Genomic DNA, 19091 nt, shown 5'->3' with positions numbered 1-19091 from the left:
ATACTTGTTCGTTGTCTTTGTCATGATGCTCCATCCTACTCATGAGTTGGAGCCTCCGACAAACCCGGCGCGGTTCAGTTGGAGGGGGAGTGATGCCCAATAACTGTCTATTTTCCGCCCTTCACTTGGCGCAATGGATCGGTAACTCTTTCGCAACTGCGTAGAGAGACTGATATGACGCCCCCCATTGATAAGGCTGCCACTTCTTCGTCCGACTTGGACCCCGCCGCGATGTCTGCGATTCGGAATGTCATGGCAGATGCGGAGAGTGCTCCGGACCCACGCGCCGGTTCGGGGCCGGCAGAGCCGCCGGTGGCCCCTCGGCGGCCGGGGCGCGTGGCTTTTCCGGATTTGCCGGTGCCGGAAGCCGTTGACGTTAAAATTAGGAAGGCGTCACGCCGTAGGATTCGTGCGAAACGTCCTCCGGCCCGGGCGGTGATCCTCAGCCTTCTGGCACTGGCGGTGGTTCTGCGCCCTTGGTTGGTGTTCGGCGTGCTATTCATCACCGTGTTTATCGTGTTGGGGGTCTTCCTCGCCCTCGGTTATGACGGATTTTGGCAGCGGGCGATGGCGCTTGGGCGCTGGTATGCCGCGCGGCAGCCCGAGCCCGCGGCGGCGCTTCATGCACGGTTGGATGCTTTCGCGATGAAATGGGACGCCGTGCTTGATCGATTCCCCGAAGGCACCGTCGACGGGTTGTATCTTCCCGACTTTGGCAAGGTGGCGGCGGCTGAAGCGCGGCATGACGCGGCGCTTGACCGCCGGTTCGATCGTCTGCGCGACCCGGAAGCCTGAGGCGCGCGCGAAGATGTCTTGAAACTAGGGGGCGGACCCGTTACATCCGCCCAATCGGGCAACAGGGAAAGATGTCATGGCCACCACCAATCCGCTTCAGTTCATCCAGCAGGTTCGCACCGAAGTTGCAAAGGTTGTTTGGCCGACAAAGCGCGAAGTGATGCTGACCACGGTGATGGTCTTTATCCTTGCCGCGCTGACAGCTGTTTTCTTTGCAATTGTCGATATCCTGATCCGCGGCGGCTTGCAGCAGATCCTTGGGATGTTCGGCTGAGCACCGCCCGCATGGGTGATTTTATCTTTACACCCTTGAAACCTGCGTCTGCGCGGGCTATTGCGCAGACCTGACCTGAAAAGGGCGTGCGGCGATTCGAGTTGCGCGCCGATTTTTTGTTCAGATGTTGCGGGGCTTGGCCCCCGTGTTGATTGACGAATTTCATGCCGGGGCAGCCCGCATGGCAAGACAGGGACCAGAGTTCAGATGGCAAAACGGTGGTATTCGGTCAGTGTCCTGTCGAACTTCGAAAAGAAGATCGCCGAGCAGATCCGCGCGTCCGTGGCCGAGCAGGAACTTGAAGACCAGATCGACGAAGTGCTGGTGCCCACCGAAGAGGTGATCGAGGTCCGGCGCGGCAAGAAGGTGACAACCGAGCGTCGCTTCATGCCCGGCTATGTGCTGGTGCATATGGAAATGTCCGACGCAGGCTATCACCTGATCAACTCGATCAACCGCGTCACCGGGTTCCTTGGCCCGCAGGGCCGCCCGATGCCGATGCGCGATGCCGAGGTTCAGGCGATCCTGGGTCGCGTGCAGGAAGGCGAAGAAGCGCCGCGCACGCTGATCCACTTCGAGGTCGGTGAGAAAGTCAAAGTCGCCGATGGTCCTTTCGAGGATTTCGACGGCATGATCGAAGAGGTCGACGACGAGAACCAGCGTCTCAAGGTTTCGGTCTCGATCTTTGGCCGGGAGACCCCGGTTGAATTGGAATTCACTCAGGTCAACAAACAGGTCTGAGTGTGCGGCGGGGTTCACCCCGCCATCCCGGCACCTGAGGGCGTCGGTCATTGTGGGAGGGAAGGGGCGCCGCGGCGCCTAGGCCCGAACCACGCAACGAAGAACCCGCGGGGCGCGCCCCAAGGGTGTTGAAAGGAGAAGGCCAATGGCCAAGAAACTCGTCGGTACGATGAAGTTGCAAGTTAAAGCGGGTCAAGCAAACCCGTCCCCGCCCGTGGGCCCCGCCCTCGGTCAGCGCGGCATCAACATCATGGAATTCTGCAAGGCGTTCAACGCCAAGACCGCAGACATGGAGCCGGGCGCACCGTGCCCCACCGTGATCAGCTACTATCAGGACAAGTCCTTCACGATGGACATCAAGACGCCCCCGGCGTCCTACTACCTGAAGAAAGCTGCCAAGGTGAACTCCGGCGCGAAAACGCCCTCGCGTGAAACCGTTGGCACCGTGACGACCAAGCAGCTGCGCGAGATCGCAGAAGCAAAAGCCGCCGACCTGTCCGCGAACGACGTGGAAGCGGCGATGAAAATCATCCTGGGCTCCGCCCGGTCCATGGGCATCGAGGTGAAGTAAGATGGCAAAACTTGGAAAACGCACCCGCGCCGCCCGTGAAGCTTTTGCTGGCAAAGAAGAGATCACCGTCGAAGAAGCGGTAAGCCTCATCAAAGCGAACGCCACCGCGAAGTTCGACGAAACCATCGAGATCGCGATGAACCTCGGTGTTGACCCGCGTCACGCAGACCAGATGGTCCGCGGCGTTGTTGGCCTGCCCAACGGCACCGGCAAAACCATGCGCGTTGCTGTCTTCGCCCGTGGCGCGAAGGCTGAAGAAGCCGAGAAGGCTGGCGCAGATATCGTTGGCGCAGAAGACCTGATGGAAACCGTGCAGTCCGGCAAGATCGACTTCGATCGTTGCATCGCGACACCCGACATGATGCCGATCGTTGGCCGTCTGGGTAAAGTGCTTGGTCCGCGCAACCTGATGCCGAACCCCAAGGTCGGCACTGTGACCATGGACGTCGCCGACGCTGTGAAAGCGGCCAAGGGTGGTGAAGTTCAGTTCAAGGCCGAAAAGGGCGGTGTCGTCCACGCAGGCGTTGGCAAACTGTCCTTCGACGAAGCCAAGCTGGTTGAGAACATCCGTGCCTTCGTCGGCGCCGTGTCCAAAGCCAAGCCCGCCGGTGCCAAGGGCACCTACATGAAAAAGATCAACCTGAGCTCCACAATGGGCCCGGGCGTGTCGGTCGCTGTCGAGAACGCGACTGCCGAGTGATCCTGTGGGGTGGGGGCCAGCCTCCCACCTTACGACCCGAGATTTGGCGGCTTCGGTCGCCAGATACGCAAGGACCAGAACATCGGTCCGCGCGTCTGTCCGAGACGGAGGGTTTGGGCTTTGGCCTGAATAATTCCTTCCTGAGATGGGAAACCGGAAATTCCTGCCTTCGGGCGGTTTTGGCCGGGACCCTGACATTGGACCCGAATGGGGTGCAGAAGACCGCATCCTGAACTGAGCCGGGGGGCAACCCCCAAATTTGGAGTGAAACTGTGGATAGAGCACAAAAAGAACAGTTGGTCGACGAACTCGGCCAAATCTTTGAAAGCTCTGGCGTCGTTGTGGTTAGCCACTACGTCGGTTTGACAGTTGCCGAAATGCAGGACCTTCGGGCGCGCGCACGCGCAGCCGGTGGGGCCGTGCGTGTTGCCAAAAACAGGCTCGCCAAGATCGCCCTTGAGGGCAAGCCATGCGAAAGCATTGCTGACCTTCTGACGGGTATGACCGTTCTGACCTACTCTGAGGATCCTGTGGCTGCGGCAAAGGTTGCTCAGGAGTTCGCCAAGGAAAACAGCAAGCTTGTTATCCTCGGCGGCGCAATGGGTGAGAACGCGTTGGACGCCGCCGGTGTCGAAGCCGTGTCGAAAATGCCTTCGCGCGAGGAGCTTATCTCCTCCATCGCGGGCATGCTCGGCGCACCTGCTTCGAACATCGCCGGGGCCATTGGCGCACCTGCAAGCAACATCGCATCCATCTTGTCCACCATCGAGGACAAGGCGGCTGCGTAAGGCAAATCGTCAAACTGGCGCACGGGTTGAACACGCGCGTTGGAACACACATATCGTAACGGAAAGAGCTAAACATGGCTGATCTGAAAAAACTGGCAGAAGACATCGTTGGTCTGACTCTGCTTGAAGCACAAGAACTGAAAACCATCCTGAAAGACGAGTACGGCATCGAGCCCGCCGCTGGCGGCGCAGTGATGATGGCCGGCCCTGCTGAAGGTGGCGCTGCCGAAGAAGAAAAGACCGAATTCGACGTCGTTCTGAAGAACGCCGGCGCATCCAAGATCAACGTGATCAAGGAAGTCCGCGGCATCACAGGTCTCGGCCTGAAAGAAGCCAAAGACCTGGTCGAAGCCGGTGGCAAGATCAAGGAAGGCGTCGACAAAGCCGAAGCCGAAGACATCAAAGGCAAGCTGGAAGCAGCTGGCGCCGAAGTCGAGCTGGCCTAAGCCAGAGGTGCGTGTCCTCACGCACCACGCATGAACAAGGGCTGGACGGGAATTTTCCTGTCCAGCCTGACCTGTTTTGACGAATGTTCCCCGCGGGAGCATTTCTCTGGAGAGGTCCAAGGTCGGAAGGGGTGCAGTGGGACGCATTCCAAGAATTGACCCGGATTTTCCGCTCTTATGGGCGCGCACCACGGCCCCGGTGGTTGATGCGCTCGGCGAGAGACACGAAAGGTGACACGACACATGGCACAATCCTTCCTTGGCCAGAAACGTCTGCGTAAATATTATGGCAAAATCCGCGAAGTGCTGGAGATGCCGAACCTCATCGAGGTTCAGAAATCCTCTTATGATCTGTTCCTGAATTCCGGCGACGCCGAGACCCCCACCGATGGTGAGGGGATCACGGGCGTTTTCCAGTCGGTCTTTCCGATCAAGGATTTCAACGAGACCTCGGTTCTCGAGTACGTCAAGTACGAGCTGGAAAAGCCCAAGTACGACGTCGAGGAGTGCCAGCAGCGCGACATGACCTACAGCGCGCCGCTGAAGGTGACGCTGCGTCTCATCGTGTTCGATGTGGATGAAGACACCGGCGCCAAGTCGGTCAAAGACATCAAAGAACAAGACGTCTTCATGGGCGACATGCCCCTGATGACCCCGAACGGCACTTTCGTCGTCAACGGTACCGAGCGTGTGATCGTCTCCCAGATGCACCGCTCCCCGGGCGTGTTCTTTGACCATGACAAGGGCAAGACCCACTCCTCGGGCAAGCTTCTGTTCGCCTGCCGCATTATCCCCTACCGCGGCTCCTGGCTGGACTTCGAGTTCGACGCCAAGGACATCGTCTATGCCCGCATCGACCGTCGCCGCAAGCTGCCGGTGACGACCCTGCTCTATGCCCTGGGGCTGGACCAAGAAGGCATCATGAATGCCTATTACAACACCGTCACCTTCAAGCTGGAGAAGAACAAGGGTTGGGTTGCGCCCTTCTTCCCCGACCGCGTGCGCGGCACCCGTCCGACCTACGATCTGATCGACGCCAACACTGGCGAGATCCTCTTCGAGGCCGGCAAGAAAGTCACCCCCCGTGCGGTCAAGAAGCTCTTGGACGAAGGCAAGGTCAAGGAACTGCTGCTGCCGTTCGACCACATCGTCGGCAAGTTCGTCGCGCGTGACATCATCAACGAGGAAACCGGTGCGATCTACGTCGAGGCCGGTGACGAGTTGACGCTGGAATACGACAAGGACGGCACGCTGATCGGCGGCACCGCGAAGGAGCTGATCGACGCCGGCATCACCGAGATTCCGCTGCTGGACATCGACAACGTCAACGTCGGCCCCTACATGCGCAACACCATGGCGATGGACAAGAACATGAACCGCGACACCGCGCTCATGGACATCTACCGCGTCATGCGCCCGGGCGAGCCGCCCACCGTCGAGGCCGCCTCGGCGCTCTTCGACACGCTGTTCTTTGATAGCGAACGCTATGACCTCTCGGCCGTGGGCCGCGTGAAGATGAACATGCGTCTGGCGCTCGACAAGCCCGACACGCAGCGCACGCTGGACCGTGACGACATCGTCGCCTGCATCAAGGCGCTGGTGGACCTGCGCGATGGCCGCGGCGACATCGATGACATCGACCACCTCGGCAACCGTCGTGTGCGTTCCGTCGGCGAGCTGATGGAAAACCAGTACCGCGTCGGCCTGCTGCGCATGGAGCGCGCGATCAAGGAGCGGATGTCGTCCGTCGAGATCGACACCGTGATGCCGCAGGACCTGATCAACGCCAAGCCCGCCGCGGCTGCGGTGCGTGAATTCTTCGGCTCCTCGCAGCTGTCGCAGTTCATGGACCAGACCAACCCGCTGTCGGAAGTGACGCACAAGCGTCGTCTTTCGGCGCTTGGGCCGGGCGGTCTGACCCGTGAACGTGCGGGCTTCGAGGTGCGCGACGTGCACCCGACACACTATGGCCGGATGTGCCCGATTGAAACGCCGGAAGGTCCGAACATCGGTCTGATCAACTCGCTGGCCACCTTTGCCCGCGTGAATAAATACGGCTTCATCGAAACGCCTTACCGCGTTGTCAAAGACAGCACCGTCACCGACGAAGTGCACTACATGTCCGCGACCGAGGAAATGCGCCACACCGTGGCTCAGGCGAACGCCAACCTCGACGAGAACATGAAGTTCGTGAACGAGATGGTCTCGACCCGTCAGTCCGGTGACTACACGCTGGCACCGACCGAGAACGTGGACCTCATCGACGTGAGCCCGAAGCAGTTGGTCTCGGTCGCTGCCTCGTTGATCCCGTTCCTCGAAAACGACGACGCCAACCGCGCTCTTATGGGCTCGAACATGCAACGTCAGGCGGTGCCGCTTCTGCAAGCCGAGGCGCCGCTCGTCGGTACCGGCATCGAAGAAGTCGTGGCACGCGACTCCGGCGCTGCCTACACGGCACGTCGCGCGGGTATCATCGACCAGGTCGATGCCTCGCGTATTGTGATCCGGGCCACAGAAGACCTCGAGTTGGGCGACGCGGGTGTGGACATCTACCGCATGCGCAAGTTCCAGCGTTCGAACCAGAACACCTGCATCAACCAGCGTCCGCTGGTGAAAGTGGGCGAGAAGGTCACAAAGGGTCAGGTCATCGCGGACGGTCCCTCGACCGACATGGGGGAACTGGCGCTCGGCAAGAACGTCGTCGTCGCCTTCATGCCGTGGAACGGCTACAACTACGAAGACTCCATCCTGATCTCCGAGCGGATCTCCCGCGACGACGTCTTCACCTCGATCCACATTGAGGAATTCGAAGTCGCCGCGCGTGACACCAAGCTCGGGCCGGAAGAGATCACCCGCGACATCCCGAACGTCGGCGAGGAAGCCCTGCGCAACCTCGACGAAGCCGGTATCGTTTATATCGGTGCGGACGTGGAGCCGGGCGACATCCTTGTCGGCAAGATCACCCCCAAGGGCGAAAGCCCGATGACGCCGGAAGAAAAGCTTCTGCGCGCCATCTTCGGTGAGAAAGCCTCGGACGTGCGCGACACAAGCTTGCGCGTGAAGCCGGGCGATTTCGGCACTGTTGTCGAGGTCCGTGTCTTCAACCGTCACGGCGTCGAGAAAGACGAACGTGCGCTGCAGATCGAGCGTGAGGAAGTCGAACGTCTGGCCCGTGACCGGGACGACGAGCTGGCGATCCTTGACCGCAACATCTACGCGCGTCTCAAGGATATGATCCTTGGCAAGATCGCCGTCAAAGGCCCCAAAGGCGTTAAGGCGAACAGCCAGATCACCGAGGAACTGCTGGAAACCCTGACCCGCGGTCAGTGGTGGCAGCTGGCCCTCGAGGACGAGGATGACGCCAAGATCGTCGAAGCCCTGAACGAGCAGTATGAGATCCAGAAGCGGACCTTGGATGCGCGCTTTGAGGACAAGGTCGAAAAAGTCCGTCGTGGCGACGATCTGCCCCCGGGCGTGATGAAGATGGTCAAGGTCTTCGTGGCGGTGAAGCGCAAGCTGCAGCCGGGCGACAAGATGGCCGGTCGTCACGGGAACAAGGGTGTGATCTCGAAAGTGGTGCCGATGGAGGACATGCCGTTCCTCGCCGATGGTACCCCGGTCGACTTCTGCCTCAACCCGCTCGGCGTGCCGTCGCGGATGAACGTCGGTCAGATCCTCGAGACGCATATGGGCTGGGCCGCACGCGGTCTGGGCCTGAACGTCGATGAGGCGCTGCAGGAATACCGCCGCTCGGGTGACCTGACGCCGGTGCGCGAAGCGATGCAGCTGGCCTATGGCGAGGATGTCTACGAAGAAGGCATCACCGGCATGGACGAGGACACGCTGCTGGAAGCGGCCGACAACGTGCGCCGCGGCGTGCCGATCGCCACACCGGTCTTCGACGGCGCCAAGGAAGCGGATGTGAACGACAGCCTCAAGCGGGCCGGGTTCGACACCTCCGGTCAGTCGGTGCTCTTCGATGGTCGGACAGGCGAGCAGTTCGCGCGTCCGGTGACCGTCGGCGTGAAGTACCTGCTGAAGCTGCACCACCTGGTGGACGACAAGATCCACGCGCGTTCGACCGGGCCGTACAGCCTCGTCACACAGCAGCCGCTGGGTGGTAAGGCGCAGTTCGGTGGCCAGCGCTTCGGGGAGATGGAGGTCTGGGCTCTGGAAGCCTATGGCGCCGCCTACACCCTGCAGGAAATGCTGACCGTCAAGTCGGACGACGTCGCGGGCCGGACCAAGGTCTATGAAAGCATCGTCAAGGGCGAGGATAACTTCGAAGCGGGCATTCCCGAGAGCTTTAACGTTCTCGTCAAGGAAGTGCGCGGCCTCGGCCTGAATATGGAACTCCTGGATGCGGAGGAGGATGAGTGAGGCATAGACGGAATTTTTTAAAAATTCCGGGCCGTTTTCTTTCAAAGAGAACGGCACCCCTCACTCCCAACGCACCCCTTTCAAGGATTTGAAAATGAACCAGGAACTGACAAACAACCCGTTCAACCCGCTGACGCCGCAAAAAGCGTTTGACGAAATCAAGGTCTCCTTGGCCTCGCCCGAGCGGATCCTCAGCTGGTCCTTCGGCGAGATCAAAAAGCCGGAAACCATCAACTACCGTACGTTCAAGCCTGAGCGTGACGGCCTGTTCTGCGCGCGTATCTTTGGCCCGATCAAAGACTACGAATGCCTCTGCGGCAAATATAAGCGCATGAAGTATCGCGGCGTCGTCTGCGAGAAATGCGGTGTGGAAGTCACGCTGCAAAAGGTCCGCCGTGAGCGTATGGGCCACATCGAGCTGGCCTCGCCGGTGGCGCACATCTGGTTCCTCAAGTCGCTGCCCTCGCGCATCGGCCTGATGCTGGACATGACCCTGCGTGACCTCGAGCGCGTGCTCTACTTCGAGAACTACGTCGTGATCGAGCCGGGCCTCACCGATCTTCAATACGGTCAGATGATGACCGAAGAAGAATATATGGACGCGCAAGACGCCTATGGCATGGACGCTTTCACCGCCAACATCGGCGCCGAAGCGATCCGCGAAATGCTGGCGGCGATCGACCTTGAAGCCGAAGCCGAGAACCTGCGTGCCGATCTGAAAGAGGCGACAGGCGAGCTGAAGCCCAAGAAGATCATCAAGCGTCTGAAAGTGGTCGAGAGCTTCCTTGAGTCCGGCAACCGCCCGGAGTGGATGGTCATGACCGTGATCCCGGTCATCCCGCCCGAGCTGCGCCCGCTGGTGCCGCTGGACGGTGGCCGCTTCGCGACCTCCGACCTGAACGACCTGTACCGCCGGGTGATCAACCGGAACAACCGTCTGAAGCGGCTGATCGAACTGCGCGCGCCCGACATCATCGTCCGCAACGAAAAGCGGATGCTGCAAGAATCGGTCGACGCACTCTTCGACAACGGCCGCCGTGGCCGCGTCATCACGGGTGCCAACAAGCGCCCGCTGAAGTCGCTGTCGGACATGCTGAAAGGCAAACAGGGCCGCTTCCGTCAGAACCTTTTGGGTAAGCGTGTCGACTTTTCGGGCCGTTCGGTCATTGTGACCGGCCCGGAGTTGAAGCTGCATCAATGTGGTCTGCCCAAGAAGATGGCGCTCGAACTGTTCAAGCCGTTCATCTACTCGCGGCTTGAGGCCAAAGGTCTGTCCTCTACCGTGAAACAGGCTAAGAAGCTGGTCGAGAAAGAGCGCCCCGAGGTTTGGGACATTCTTGATGAGGTGATCCGTGAACACCCCGTCATGCTCAACCGCGCGCCGACGCTGCACCGTCTGGGCATTCAGGCGTTCGAACCCGTCCTGATTGAAGGCAAGGCGATCCAGCTGCACCCGCTGGTCTGCTCGGCCTTCAACGCCGACTTCGACGGTGACCAGATGGCTGTTCACGTCCCGCTCTCGCTGGAAGCCCAGTTGGAAGCGCGTGTTCTGATGATGTCCACGAACAACGTTCTGTCGCCTGCAAACGGCGCGCCGATCATCGTGCCGTCGCAGGATATGATCTTGGGTCTCTACTACACGACCCTTGAGCGTGAAGGCATGGTTGGCGAAGGCATGGTCTTCGGCTCCGTCGACGAGGTGCAGCACGCCCTCGACGCCGGTGCGGTTCACCTGCACTCGAAGATCAAGGCGCGGATCAAACAGATCGACGCTGAAGGCAACGAAGTGATGATGCGCTTTGACACGACCCCCGGTCGTATCCGCCTTGGTGCGCTTCTGCCGCTGAACGCCAAAGCGCCGTTTGATCTGGTCAACCGTTTGCTGCGCAAGAAAGAAGTGCAGCAGGTCATTGACACCGTCTACCGTTACTGCGGTCAGAAAGAGTCGGTCATCTTCTGTGACCAGATCATGACCATGGGTTTCCGCGAAGCTTTCAAAGCGGGCATCTCCTTCGGCAAAGACGACATGCTGATCCCCGACACCAAATGGCCGCTGGTTGAAGAGACCCGCGAGCAGGTGAAGGACTTCGAACAGCAGTATATGGACGGCCTGATCACTCAGGGCGAAAAATACAACAAAGTCGTCGATGCATGGTCGAAGTGTAACGACAAGGTGACCGAGGCGATGATGGGCTCCATCTCCGCCGTGACTCACCATGAGAACGGTTCCGAGAAAGAGCCGAACTCGGTCTACATGATGGCTCACTCCGGTGCTCGTGGCTCGGTCACGCAGATGAAACAGCTGGGCGGGATGCGCGGCTTGATGGCGAAGCCGAACGGCGACATCATCGAGACGCCGATTATCTCGAACTTTAAAGAAGGTCTGACCGTTCTCGAGTACTTCAACTCGACACACGGTGCGCGGAAAGGTCTGTCGGATACCGCTCTGAAAACAGCGAACTCCGGTTACCTGACACGCCGTCTGGTGGACGTGGCGCAAGACTGCATCGTGCGCGAGCATGACTGCGGCACCGAAACCGCGATCACCGCCGAAGCGGCTGTCAACGATGGTGAGGTTGTCTCCTCGCTGGCCGAGCGTCTGCTGGGCCGTGTTGCGGCGGATGACATTCTGGTGCCCGGCACCGAGGATGTTCTGGTGCCCGCAGGTACGCTGATCGACGAGCGCATGTCGGATGCCATCGACGAAGCCGGCGTGCAGTCCGCACGGATCCGCAGCCCGCTGACCTGTGATGCCGAAGAGGGCGTCTGCGCCATGTGCTATGGCCGTGACCTCGCACGCGGCACACTGGTCAACCAAGGTGAGGCCGTCGGCATCATCGCGGCCCAGTCGATTGGTGAACCCGGTACACAGCTGACGATGCGGACCTTCCACATCGGCGGTGTTGCGCAGGGTGGTCAGCAGTCCTTCCTTGAGGCCAGCCAGTCGGGCAAGGTCGCTTTCGAGAACGCACAGACGCTTGAAAACAGCGCTGGTGAAGTGCTCGTCATGGGCCGGAACATGAAGCTGTTGATCGTCGATGAGAATGGTGAGGAGCGGGCCAGCCACAAGATCGGCTACGGCACCAAGCTGCACGTCAAAGAAGGCGACGACGTGGCGCGCGGTGACAAGCTGTTCGAATGGGACCCTTACACCCTGCCGATCATCGCCGAGAAACCCGGTACGACCAAATACGTCGACCTGGTGTCGGGCATCGCGGTCAAGGAAGACACCGACGAAGCTACCGGCATGACCCAGAAGATCGTGATCGACTGGCGCGCGGCCCCCAAGGGCAACGAGCTCAAGCCCGAGATCATCTTGGTGGGTGAAGATGGCGAACCGGTCCGCAACGATGCGGGCAACCCGGTGACCTATCCGATGTCGGTGGACGCTGTTCTCTCTGTCGAAGACCAGACGCAAGTTCAGGCCGGTGACATCATCGCGCGTATCCCGCGTGAAGGTGCCAAGACCAAGGACATTACCGGTGGTTTGCCGCGTGTGGCCGAACTCTTTGAGGCGCGTCGCCCCAAGGATCACGCCATCATTGCGGAAATCAACGGCTACGTCCGCTTCGGCAAGGACTACAAGAACAAGCGTCGCATCGCGATCGAAAGCGCGGATGATCCGGACGTGAAGGTTGAATACATGGTGCCCAAGGGGAAACACATCCCCGTGGCCGAAGGCGACTTCGTGCAGAAGGGTGACTACATCATGGATGGCAACCCCGCGCCGCACGACATCCTCGCGATCATGGGCGTCGAGGCCTTGGCCGAGTATATGATTGACGAAGTGCAGGACGTTTACCGCCTGCAGGGTGTGAAGATTAACGACAAACACATCGAAGTCATCGTCCGTCAGATGCTGCAGAAATGGGAAATCCAAGAAAGCGGCGACACCACGCTGCTCAAGGGCGAACACGTCGACAAGCAGGAGTTCGATCAGGCCAACGAGAAGGCACTCAAGAAAGGTGGCCGTCCCGCCAAGGGCGAACCGATCCTCTTGGGCATCACCAAGGCGTCGCTGCAGACCCGCAGCTTCATCTCTGCCGCGTCCTTCCAGGAAACAACGCGCGTGCTGACCGAAGCTTCGGTTCAGGGCAAGCGGGACAAGCTGGTCGGTCTGAAAGAGAACGTCATCGTGGGCCGTCTGATCCCCGCCGGGACCGGTGGCGCGACGCAGGCGATGCGCAAAGTGGCGACAGACCGCGACAATGTCGTGATCGAAGCGCGCCGCGAAGAGGCCGAAGCCGCCGCCCGTCTGGCTGCGCCGGAAGCCTCTGTGGAGGACGACATCGTCGGTGGCGATGTGTTCAACACGCCGGTCGGTGACGACGAGAGCCGCGATTGATCGCAGCATCGCATTGAAGAACAAAAACCCCCGCAGTGACGCTGCGGGGGCTTTTTTATGGGGTGGGTAAATGCCGCGGCCAGACACCGCCCCGGGGGGCTGGTTTCTAAGGCCAAAGCCTTATATCCGCCACATAGTCCGAATAGGTTTGCAAAAGCTTAACCGTCGTAAGGTGCTTTGATGACGTCCCGCATTCTACATATCGACGACGACCCGATCGTCCTGGAACTGGTCAAGATGATCTTTTCCGACGACAGGTCGCTGAGCTTTGTCTCCTGCTTGAACGCCCGCGACGCGCTGGCGGTGGTCGATGATCTCAAGCCTGACCTGATCATCAGCGATATCTCCATGCCGGATATGGGCGGGTTGGAACTGGCCCATCGGTTTGGCGAGAATCCGGCCATTGCCGGGACGCCGATCATATTTCTCAGCGGGCGCACCCGCGATCTTGAGGTCTATGACGCCTTCCGCGATCTGGCGGCCACGGTGATGCAAAAGCCGGTCGATCCGGGGTTGCTGCGCAGCACGGTGCGCAATCTTCTGGCCAGCCAGCAGCAGCCGGTGGCGCAGGCTTCGAACCAGTAGAGCGCGCCAGTCTGGGCGGCGGGGGCCGCCGTTCTTGACAGCCCCCGTAGCCGCTGCCAGTCATTCGGGGGCGGCACTGATACAAGCCGCACCATTTTTCCCGGAGCGCTTTCATGTCCCCCAATACCATCGGCGCGCTGCTGATGATCGCCTCGATGGCCTGTTTCACGTTTAACGACACGCTGCTCAAAATGACCGACGGGGCGCTGCCCCTGTTTCAGCTGTTGTTCCTGCGGGGGGTGACGACTTCGGTGCTGATCTTGGCCCTTAGTCGGCAGCTTGGTCGGATCGATTTTCGACTTCAAGCGCGGGACTGGCAGGTCATCGGCCTGCGTTCGGTGGCCGAGATCGCGGCGGCATATTTCTTTCTCACCGCGTTGTTCAACATGCCTTTGGCGAATGTCACCGCCATCCTTCAGGTCGTGCCGCTTTCGGTGACGCTGGCGGCGGCGCTGGTGTTCCGGCAGGCGGTCGGCTGGCGGCGTTTGGTCGCCATCGGTATTGGTTTCTGCGGCGTGCTGTTGATCGTCAAGCCGGGGGCGGAAGGGTTCAATATCTGGTCGATCTACGTGCTGATCGCCGTGCTCTGCGTGACGGTCCGTGACCTGTCGACCCGCGCCTTGTCACCGGCGGTACCCTCGATGACCGTGACTTTCGTGACCGCCCTGTCGGTGATGACGGCGGCGGGTTTGGCGTCGCTGAGCGCGCCTTGGGCCCCGGTGACGCCCTCGGTCGCCGCGCTGATCGGCGGCTCAGGAGTCTTTGTGCTAGGCGGCTATTTCTTCTCGATCCAAGTGATGCGGGTGGGCGATATCGGCTTCATCGCGCCGTTTCGCTACACCGGCCTGCTCTGGGCGCTCTTGCTGGGCTGGGTCGTCTTTGGTGACTGGCCGGGGGCCTTGACCCTCATCGGCGCGGGGATCGTGGTGGCCACGGGGGTCTTCACCCTGTACCGGGAGCGGAAGTTGAAAGTTCAGGCCGAGAAGACGCGCCGCACCTGAGCTTGGTCGATGGCGAAACGCTCCTGAAACAGCGCTTCGCCTTCGGCATCCAGAGGGGCCACCTCTACATGCCGCGCCAGCCCTTGCCGCGAATCGTTCGAGCCGTTGTGGCTGCGCACGAACATTGCGGCATCGGGCAGGCTGACGCAGGGCATGAAGCGCGGCAGTTTCTCATGGGCGAAGTTCATGATGGTGAGCGGGCTGCCGCCCTTCACATACATCGCCAGTGCCGCGACGTTCAGCGGGCGGTACACTTCGGCGGCGCGGATGCCCTGCGGGCCGAATTCCGCGACATAGCCCTTGGGCCAGTCAAAGGCGACGGAGCGCTGGCCTTTCAGCAGCCCCGCGCTTTGCGCGACCGTCTGGCGCAGCCGGGCAATGAAGTCGACCGAGACGGCATCATCGTCGTCATAACGGAACTGTAGGCAGGGCTCGGCCGGGTTGATCCGCGCGGCGTTGAGAACCTCCTTCATCACCTCCCGATGATTGCGCGGCGGCTCGCGATGAATAACCGCCTGCGGCAGATCGGCCAGCAACGATTCGAGGCGTCGGGCGTGGCGCTCGGGAAACTGGTCGCCGATGACGAAGACGAGAGAGAAGTCCGGGTCTGTCTGCGCTTTCAGGCAGGGCAGGGCGACGGTTTCAAGCAGGCGGAAACGTTCTTCGAGCCGGGCCGCGTCATAGAGATAGGCGATGCGTTCCTCGGTGGTCTCGTGGCCGACTTGAAAGCCGCCCAGAGCCGGGTAGGAAAAGCGGCAAAGGCCGATCGTTTGCATGGAGATTTCCTTTTGTCCTTCGCCGGACTATGGCGAGCCAGGCAGGGGCGTGGCAAGGGTGGAATGTGCGACCCGGGCCCGGAAGCAAGCCGGAGGCGCCGGGCCATCACCCGGCAAACCTCCGCGACCCCTCCGGGGCGCACCTGTTGACAGGCCCCGCGCAACGCTCTATACGCCCGCTATCTCGGAGGTGGAGGCCGCTCTGCCAGTCCGAATTCATAACTGAAGTGGTCACGATCCGGCCTACTACTGGCCCGATCCTCTGTTAACCCACCGCGTCGTTTTCCTCGGTACGGGAACGTTGCGGTCATTTTGCTTTGTGGACGCATGAAGTAACCGAAATTAGCCGCATGGGGGATCCCCCGTGTACACAATCTGAGCGATACGGGGATATAACCGGAATGCCAACGATCCAACAGCTGATCCGCAAGCCGCGGCAGCCGAAAGTCAAACGTTCGAAATCCATGCACCTGCAGGAGTGCCCGCAAAAGCGCGGCGTCTGCACACGCGTGTACACCACCACACCGAAAAAGCCGAACTCGGCGATGCGTAAGGTTGCCAAGGTGCGCCTGACCAACGGGTTCGAAGTGATCTCCTACATCCCGGGTGAGAGCCACAACCTTCAGGAACACTCCGTGGTTCTGATCCGCGGCGGTCGTGTAAAAGACCTTCCGGGTGTGCGTTACCACATCCTGCGCGGTGTTCTTGATACGCAGGGCGTGAAAGACCGTAAGCAGCGTCGTTCGAAGTACGGCGCGAAGCGTCCGAAGTAATCTCGCACCGGTGGGGCCCGTCCCCGCCGATCCACCCGATGTTCGGTGGGGCAGCGCCCCACCACCCGCCAAGAGGAAGACACTGACATGTCACGCCGCCACGCCGCTGAAAAACGCGAAGTCCTGCCAGACGCCAAATACGGCGATCTGGTTCTCACCAAATTCATGAACAACCTGATGATCGACGGCAAGAAATCTGTCGCCGAGCGTATCGTCTACAACGCGATGACCCGCGTCGAAGACAAGATCAAGCGCGCGCCGATCGAAGTGTTCCACGAAGCGCTGGAAAACATTCAGCCCTCCGTCGAAGTCCGGTCGCGCCGTGTGGGTGGTGCCACCTATCAGGTGCCTGTCGAAGTGCGCCCCGAGCGCCGTCAGGCGCTGGCGATCCGCTGGTTGATCAAAGCCGCTCGTGCGCGTAACGAAAACACCATGGAAGAACGCCTTGCCGGCGAGCTGCTGGACGCTGTGCAGTCCCGTGGTACCGCTGTTAAAAAGCGCGAAGATACGCACAAGATGGCCGACGCGAACAAAGCGTTCAGCCACTACCGCTGGTAATCTCAACGTCGCGCCCGGTTTCGGGCGCGATCCGTTCGTACTGATATTTTCGAGGAAGCAGCCCCATGGCACGCGACTATCCGCTCCAACGCTACCGCAACTTCGGCATCATGGCTCACATCGATGCCGGTAAAACCACTTGTTCCGAACGCATCCTGTTCTACACCGGCAAAAGCCACAACATTGGTGAGGTGCATGACGGCGCCGCAACCATGGACTGGATGGAGCAGGAACAAGAGCGCGGCATCACCATCACCTCCGCCGCGACCACCACTTTCTGGCAGCGTCAGGAAGAGCCCACAGCCGATGCGACATCCGACACCAAGTTCCGGATGAACATCATCGACACCCCCGGCCACGTTGACTTCACCATCGAAGTTGAGCGTTCGCTGGCCGTTCTCGACGGTGCGGTTGCCGTTCTCGACGCCAACGCCGGTGTTGAGCCGCAGACCGAAACCGTCTGGCGTCAGGCTGACCGCTACAAGGTGCCGCGTATCGTTTTCGTCAACAAGATGGACAAGATCGGCGCGGACTTCTTCAACTGCGTGCACATGATCAAGGACCGCACAGGCGCCACGCCTGCTCCGATCCAGATCCCGATCGGCGCAGAGAACGAGCTGGAAGGCATCGTCGACCTCGTGACCATGAAAGAATGGGTCTGGGCCGGTGAAGACCTCGGTGCCGCCTGGGAACAGCGCGAAATCCGTGACAGCCTGAAAGAGACCGCCGACGAATGGCGTGCCAAGCTCATCGAGACCGCGGTCGAGATGGACGACGAGGCGATGGAAAACTACCTGATGGACGGCGCCGAGCCGGACGTCGACACCCTGCGCGACCTGATCCGCAAGGGTACCCTGGCCATCAAGTTCATCCCCGTTCTCTGTGGCTCCGCCTTCAAGAACAAGGGTGTTCAGCCGCTCTTGAACGCCGTGATCGATTACCTGCCCAGCCCGCTGGACGTTGTCGACTACATGGGCTTCAAGCCGGGCGACGAAACTGAGACCCGCAACATCCCGCGCCGCGCGGATGACGACATGGCGTTCTCGGGCCTTGCGTTCAAAATCATGAACGACCCCTTCGTCGGCTCGCTGACCTTCACCCGCATCTACTCGGGCGTTCTGCGCAAGGGCGACACGCTTCTGAACTCGACCAAGGGTAAGAAAGAGCGCGTCGGTCGTATGATGATGATGCACTCCAACAACCGCGAGGAAATCGAAGAGGCCTTCGCGGGCGACATCATCGCGCTGGCGGGTCTTAAGGACACCACCACCGGTGACACGCTCTGCGCGCAGAACGATCCGGTCGTCCTCGAAACCATGACCTTCCCCGATCCGGTGATCGAGATCGCGGTCGAGCCGAAGACCAAGGCCGACCAGGAAAAGATGTCTGCAGGTCTGGCCCGTCTGGCCGCCGAAGACCCCTCTTTCCGCGTCGAAACCGATCTGGAATCCGGTCAGACTATCATGAAGGGCATGGGCGAACTTCACCTCGACATCCTCGTCGACCGTCTGAAGCGTGAGTTCAAGGTTGAAGCGAACATCGGTGCGCCTCAGGTTGCCTATCGTGAGACCATCAGCCGCGAAGCCGAAATCACTTACACCCACAAGAAGCAGTCGGGTGGTTCGGGTCAGTTCGGTGAGGTCAAGATGATCCTGACGCCGACCGAGCCGGGCGAAGGTTACTCCTTCGAGAGCCGCATCGTCGGTGGTGCCATTCCCAAGGAATACATCCCGGGCGTGGAAAAGGGTATCAAGTCGGTTCTGGACTCTGGTCCGCTTGCGGGCTTCCCGGTCATCGACTTCAAGGTTGCCCTGATCGACGGTAAGTTCCACGACGTTGACTCCAGTGTTCTGGCCTTCGAAATCGCCGCCCGTATGGGTATGCGCGAAGGCATGAAGAAAGCTGGCGCCAAGCTGCTGGAACCGATCATGAAGGTCGAAGTTGTAACCCCGGAAGAATACACCGGTGGCATCATCGGTGACCTGACATCTCGTCGGGGCCAGGTGCAGGGTCAAGATACGCGCGGCAACGCCATCGCGATCGACGCTTTCGTGCCGCTGGCCAACATGTTCGGCTACATCAACACCCTGCGTTCGATGTCGTCGGGTCGTGCGAACTTCACCATGCAGTTCGACCACTACGAACCCGTGCCGCAGAACATCTCGGACGAGATTCAGGCCAAGTTCGCTTAAGGAAATCGGCGCGTGGGAAACCGCGCGCCGACCCAAATCGTTGGGTGTGTGCTGCGCATACACCATTGAGAAAGACCAAAAGGAGCCAACACCATGGCAAAGGCAAAGTTTGAACGCACCAAACCGCACGTCAACATCGGCACGATCGGCCACGTTGACCACGGTA

At 60.4% G+C, this 19091-nt stretch carries 15 protein-coding genes; 14 read left to right on the top strand and 1 reads right to left on the bottom strand.

Annotation, left to right across the window (positions count from 1 at the left end; translation table 11 throughout):
• Positions 1 to 435 precede the first annotated feature (435 nt).
• From ACGYLD_RS17135 to ACGYLD_RS17085, 11 genes are all read left to right on the top strand, one after another.
• Positions 436 to 795, top strand: coding sequence for a hypothetical protein (locus ACGYLD_RS17135; protein WP_271692959.1), 360 nt, complete (start codon positions 436 to 438; stop codon positions 793 to 795).
• Positions 796 to 871: 76 nt separating this feature from the next.
• The gene (gene secE, locus ACGYLD_RS17130; RefSeq protein ID WP_007118815.1) at positions 872 to 1069 is read left to right on the top strand and encodes a preprotein translocase subunit SecE; all 198 of its coding nucleotides are present in this window, start codon (positions 872 to 874) and stop codon (positions 1067 to 1069) included.
• A 207-nt stretch (positions 1070 to 1276) separates the two neighbouring features.
• Entirely contained in the window at positions 1277 to 1810 is a 534-nt protein-coding gene (nusG, locus tag ACGYLD_RS17125) for a transcription termination/antitermination protein NusG (RefSeq protein ID WP_067264099.1), read from the top strand.
• A 145-nt stretch (positions 1811 to 1955) separates the two neighbouring features.
• Complete coding sequence (gene rplK, locus ACGYLD_RS17120; RefSeq protein WP_067622128.1) at positions 1956 to 2381, top strand: 50S ribosomal protein L11; 426 nt, start codon at positions 1956 to 1958, stop codon at positions 2379 to 2381.
• 1 nt (position 2382) lies between these two features.
• A complete protein-coding gene (gene rplA / locus ACGYLD_RS17115; protein WP_168612833.1) occupies positions 2383 to 3081 on the top strand; it encodes a 50S ribosomal protein L1 in 699 nt (232 codons plus the stop codon).
• Between the two features lie 272 nt (positions 3082 to 3353).
• Complete coding sequence (gene rplJ / locus ACGYLD_RS17110) at positions 3354 to 3869, top strand: 50S ribosomal protein L10 (RefSeq protein ID WP_067267943.1); 516 nt, start codon at positions 3354 to 3356, stop codon at positions 3867 to 3869.
• Between the two features lie 74 nt (positions 3870 to 3943).
• Positions 3944 to 4315, top strand: coding sequence for a 50S ribosomal protein L7/L12 (gene rplL / locus ACGYLD_RS17105; protein ID WP_067267945.1), 372 nt, complete (start codon positions 3944 to 3946; stop codon positions 4313 to 4315).
• 243 nt (positions 4316 to 4558) lie between these two features.
• Entirely contained in the window at positions 4559 to 8695 is a 4137-nt protein-coding gene (gene rpoB / locus ACGYLD_RS17100; protein ID WP_271692960.1) for a DNA-directed RNA polymerase subunit beta, read from the top strand.
• Between the two features lie 94 nt (positions 8696 to 8789).
• A complete protein-coding gene (rpoC, locus tag ACGYLD_RS17095; RefSeq protein ID WP_067267948.1) occupies positions 8790 to 13040 on the top strand; it encodes a DNA-directed RNA polymerase subunit beta' in 4251 nt (1416 codons plus the stop codon).
• 180 nt (positions 13041 to 13220) lie between these two features.
• Positions 13221 to 13625, top strand: coding sequence for a two-component system response regulator (locus ACGYLD_RS17090; protein ID WP_271692961.1), 405 nt, complete (start codon positions 13221 to 13223; stop codon positions 13623 to 13625).
• 113 nt (positions 13626 to 13738) lie between these two features.
• Positions 13739 to 14626 carry a DMT family transporter gene (locus tag ACGYLD_RS17085; RefSeq protein WP_271692962.1) on the top strand — a complete coding sequence of 296 codons (888 nt, stop codon included), beginning with the start codon at positions 13739 to 13741 and terminating at the stop codon, positions 14624 to 14626.
• Here ACGYLD_RS17085 and ACGYLD_RS17080 read toward each other — a convergent pair.
• Complete coding sequence (locus ACGYLD_RS17080; protein WP_394403314.1) at positions 14599 to 15402, bottom strand: putative rhamnosyl transferase; 804 nt, start codon at positions 15400 to 15402, stop codon at positions 14599 to 14601. The genes ACGYLD_RS17085 and ACGYLD_RS17080 overlap by 28 nt on opposite strands.
• Positions 15403 to 15803: 401 nt before the next feature.
• Here ACGYLD_RS17080 and rpsL point away from each other — a divergent pair, with 401 nt between their 5' ends.
• The 3 genes from rpsL (at position 15804) to fusA (ending at position 18925) form a co-directional block, all read left to right on the top strand.
• On the top strand, positions 15804 to 16175 hold the full coding sequence (gene rpsL, locus ACGYLD_RS17075; protein WP_007118826.1) for a 30S ribosomal protein S12: 372 nt from the start codon (positions 15804 to 15806) through the stop codon (positions 16173 to 16175).
• A gap of 87 nt (positions 16176 to 16262) precedes the next feature.
• Positions 16263 to 16733, top strand: a complete 471-nt coding sequence (gene rpsG, locus ACGYLD_RS17070) for a 30S ribosomal protein S7 (protein ID WP_067267956.1) — start codon at positions 16263 to 16265, stop codon at positions 16731 to 16733.
• Positions 16734 to 16798: 65 nt separating this feature from the next.
• Entirely contained in the window at positions 16799 to 18925 is a 2127-nt protein-coding gene (fusA, locus tag ACGYLD_RS17065) for an elongation factor G (RefSeq protein ID WP_209219795.1), read from the top strand.
• Positions 18926 to 19091 lie beyond the last annotated feature (166 nt).

The sequence above is a fragment of the Sulfitobacter sp. 1A12056 genome (genome assembly GCF_043558125.1).
GTDB classification, from domain to species: domain Bacteria; phylum Pseudomonadota; class Alphaproteobacteria; order Rhodobacterales; family Rhodobacteraceae; genus Sulfitobacter; species Sulfitobacter faviae.
The sequence above is the reverse complement of the archived record's forward strand: the minus strand, read 5'-3'. Positions and strand labels throughout refer to the sequence as shown.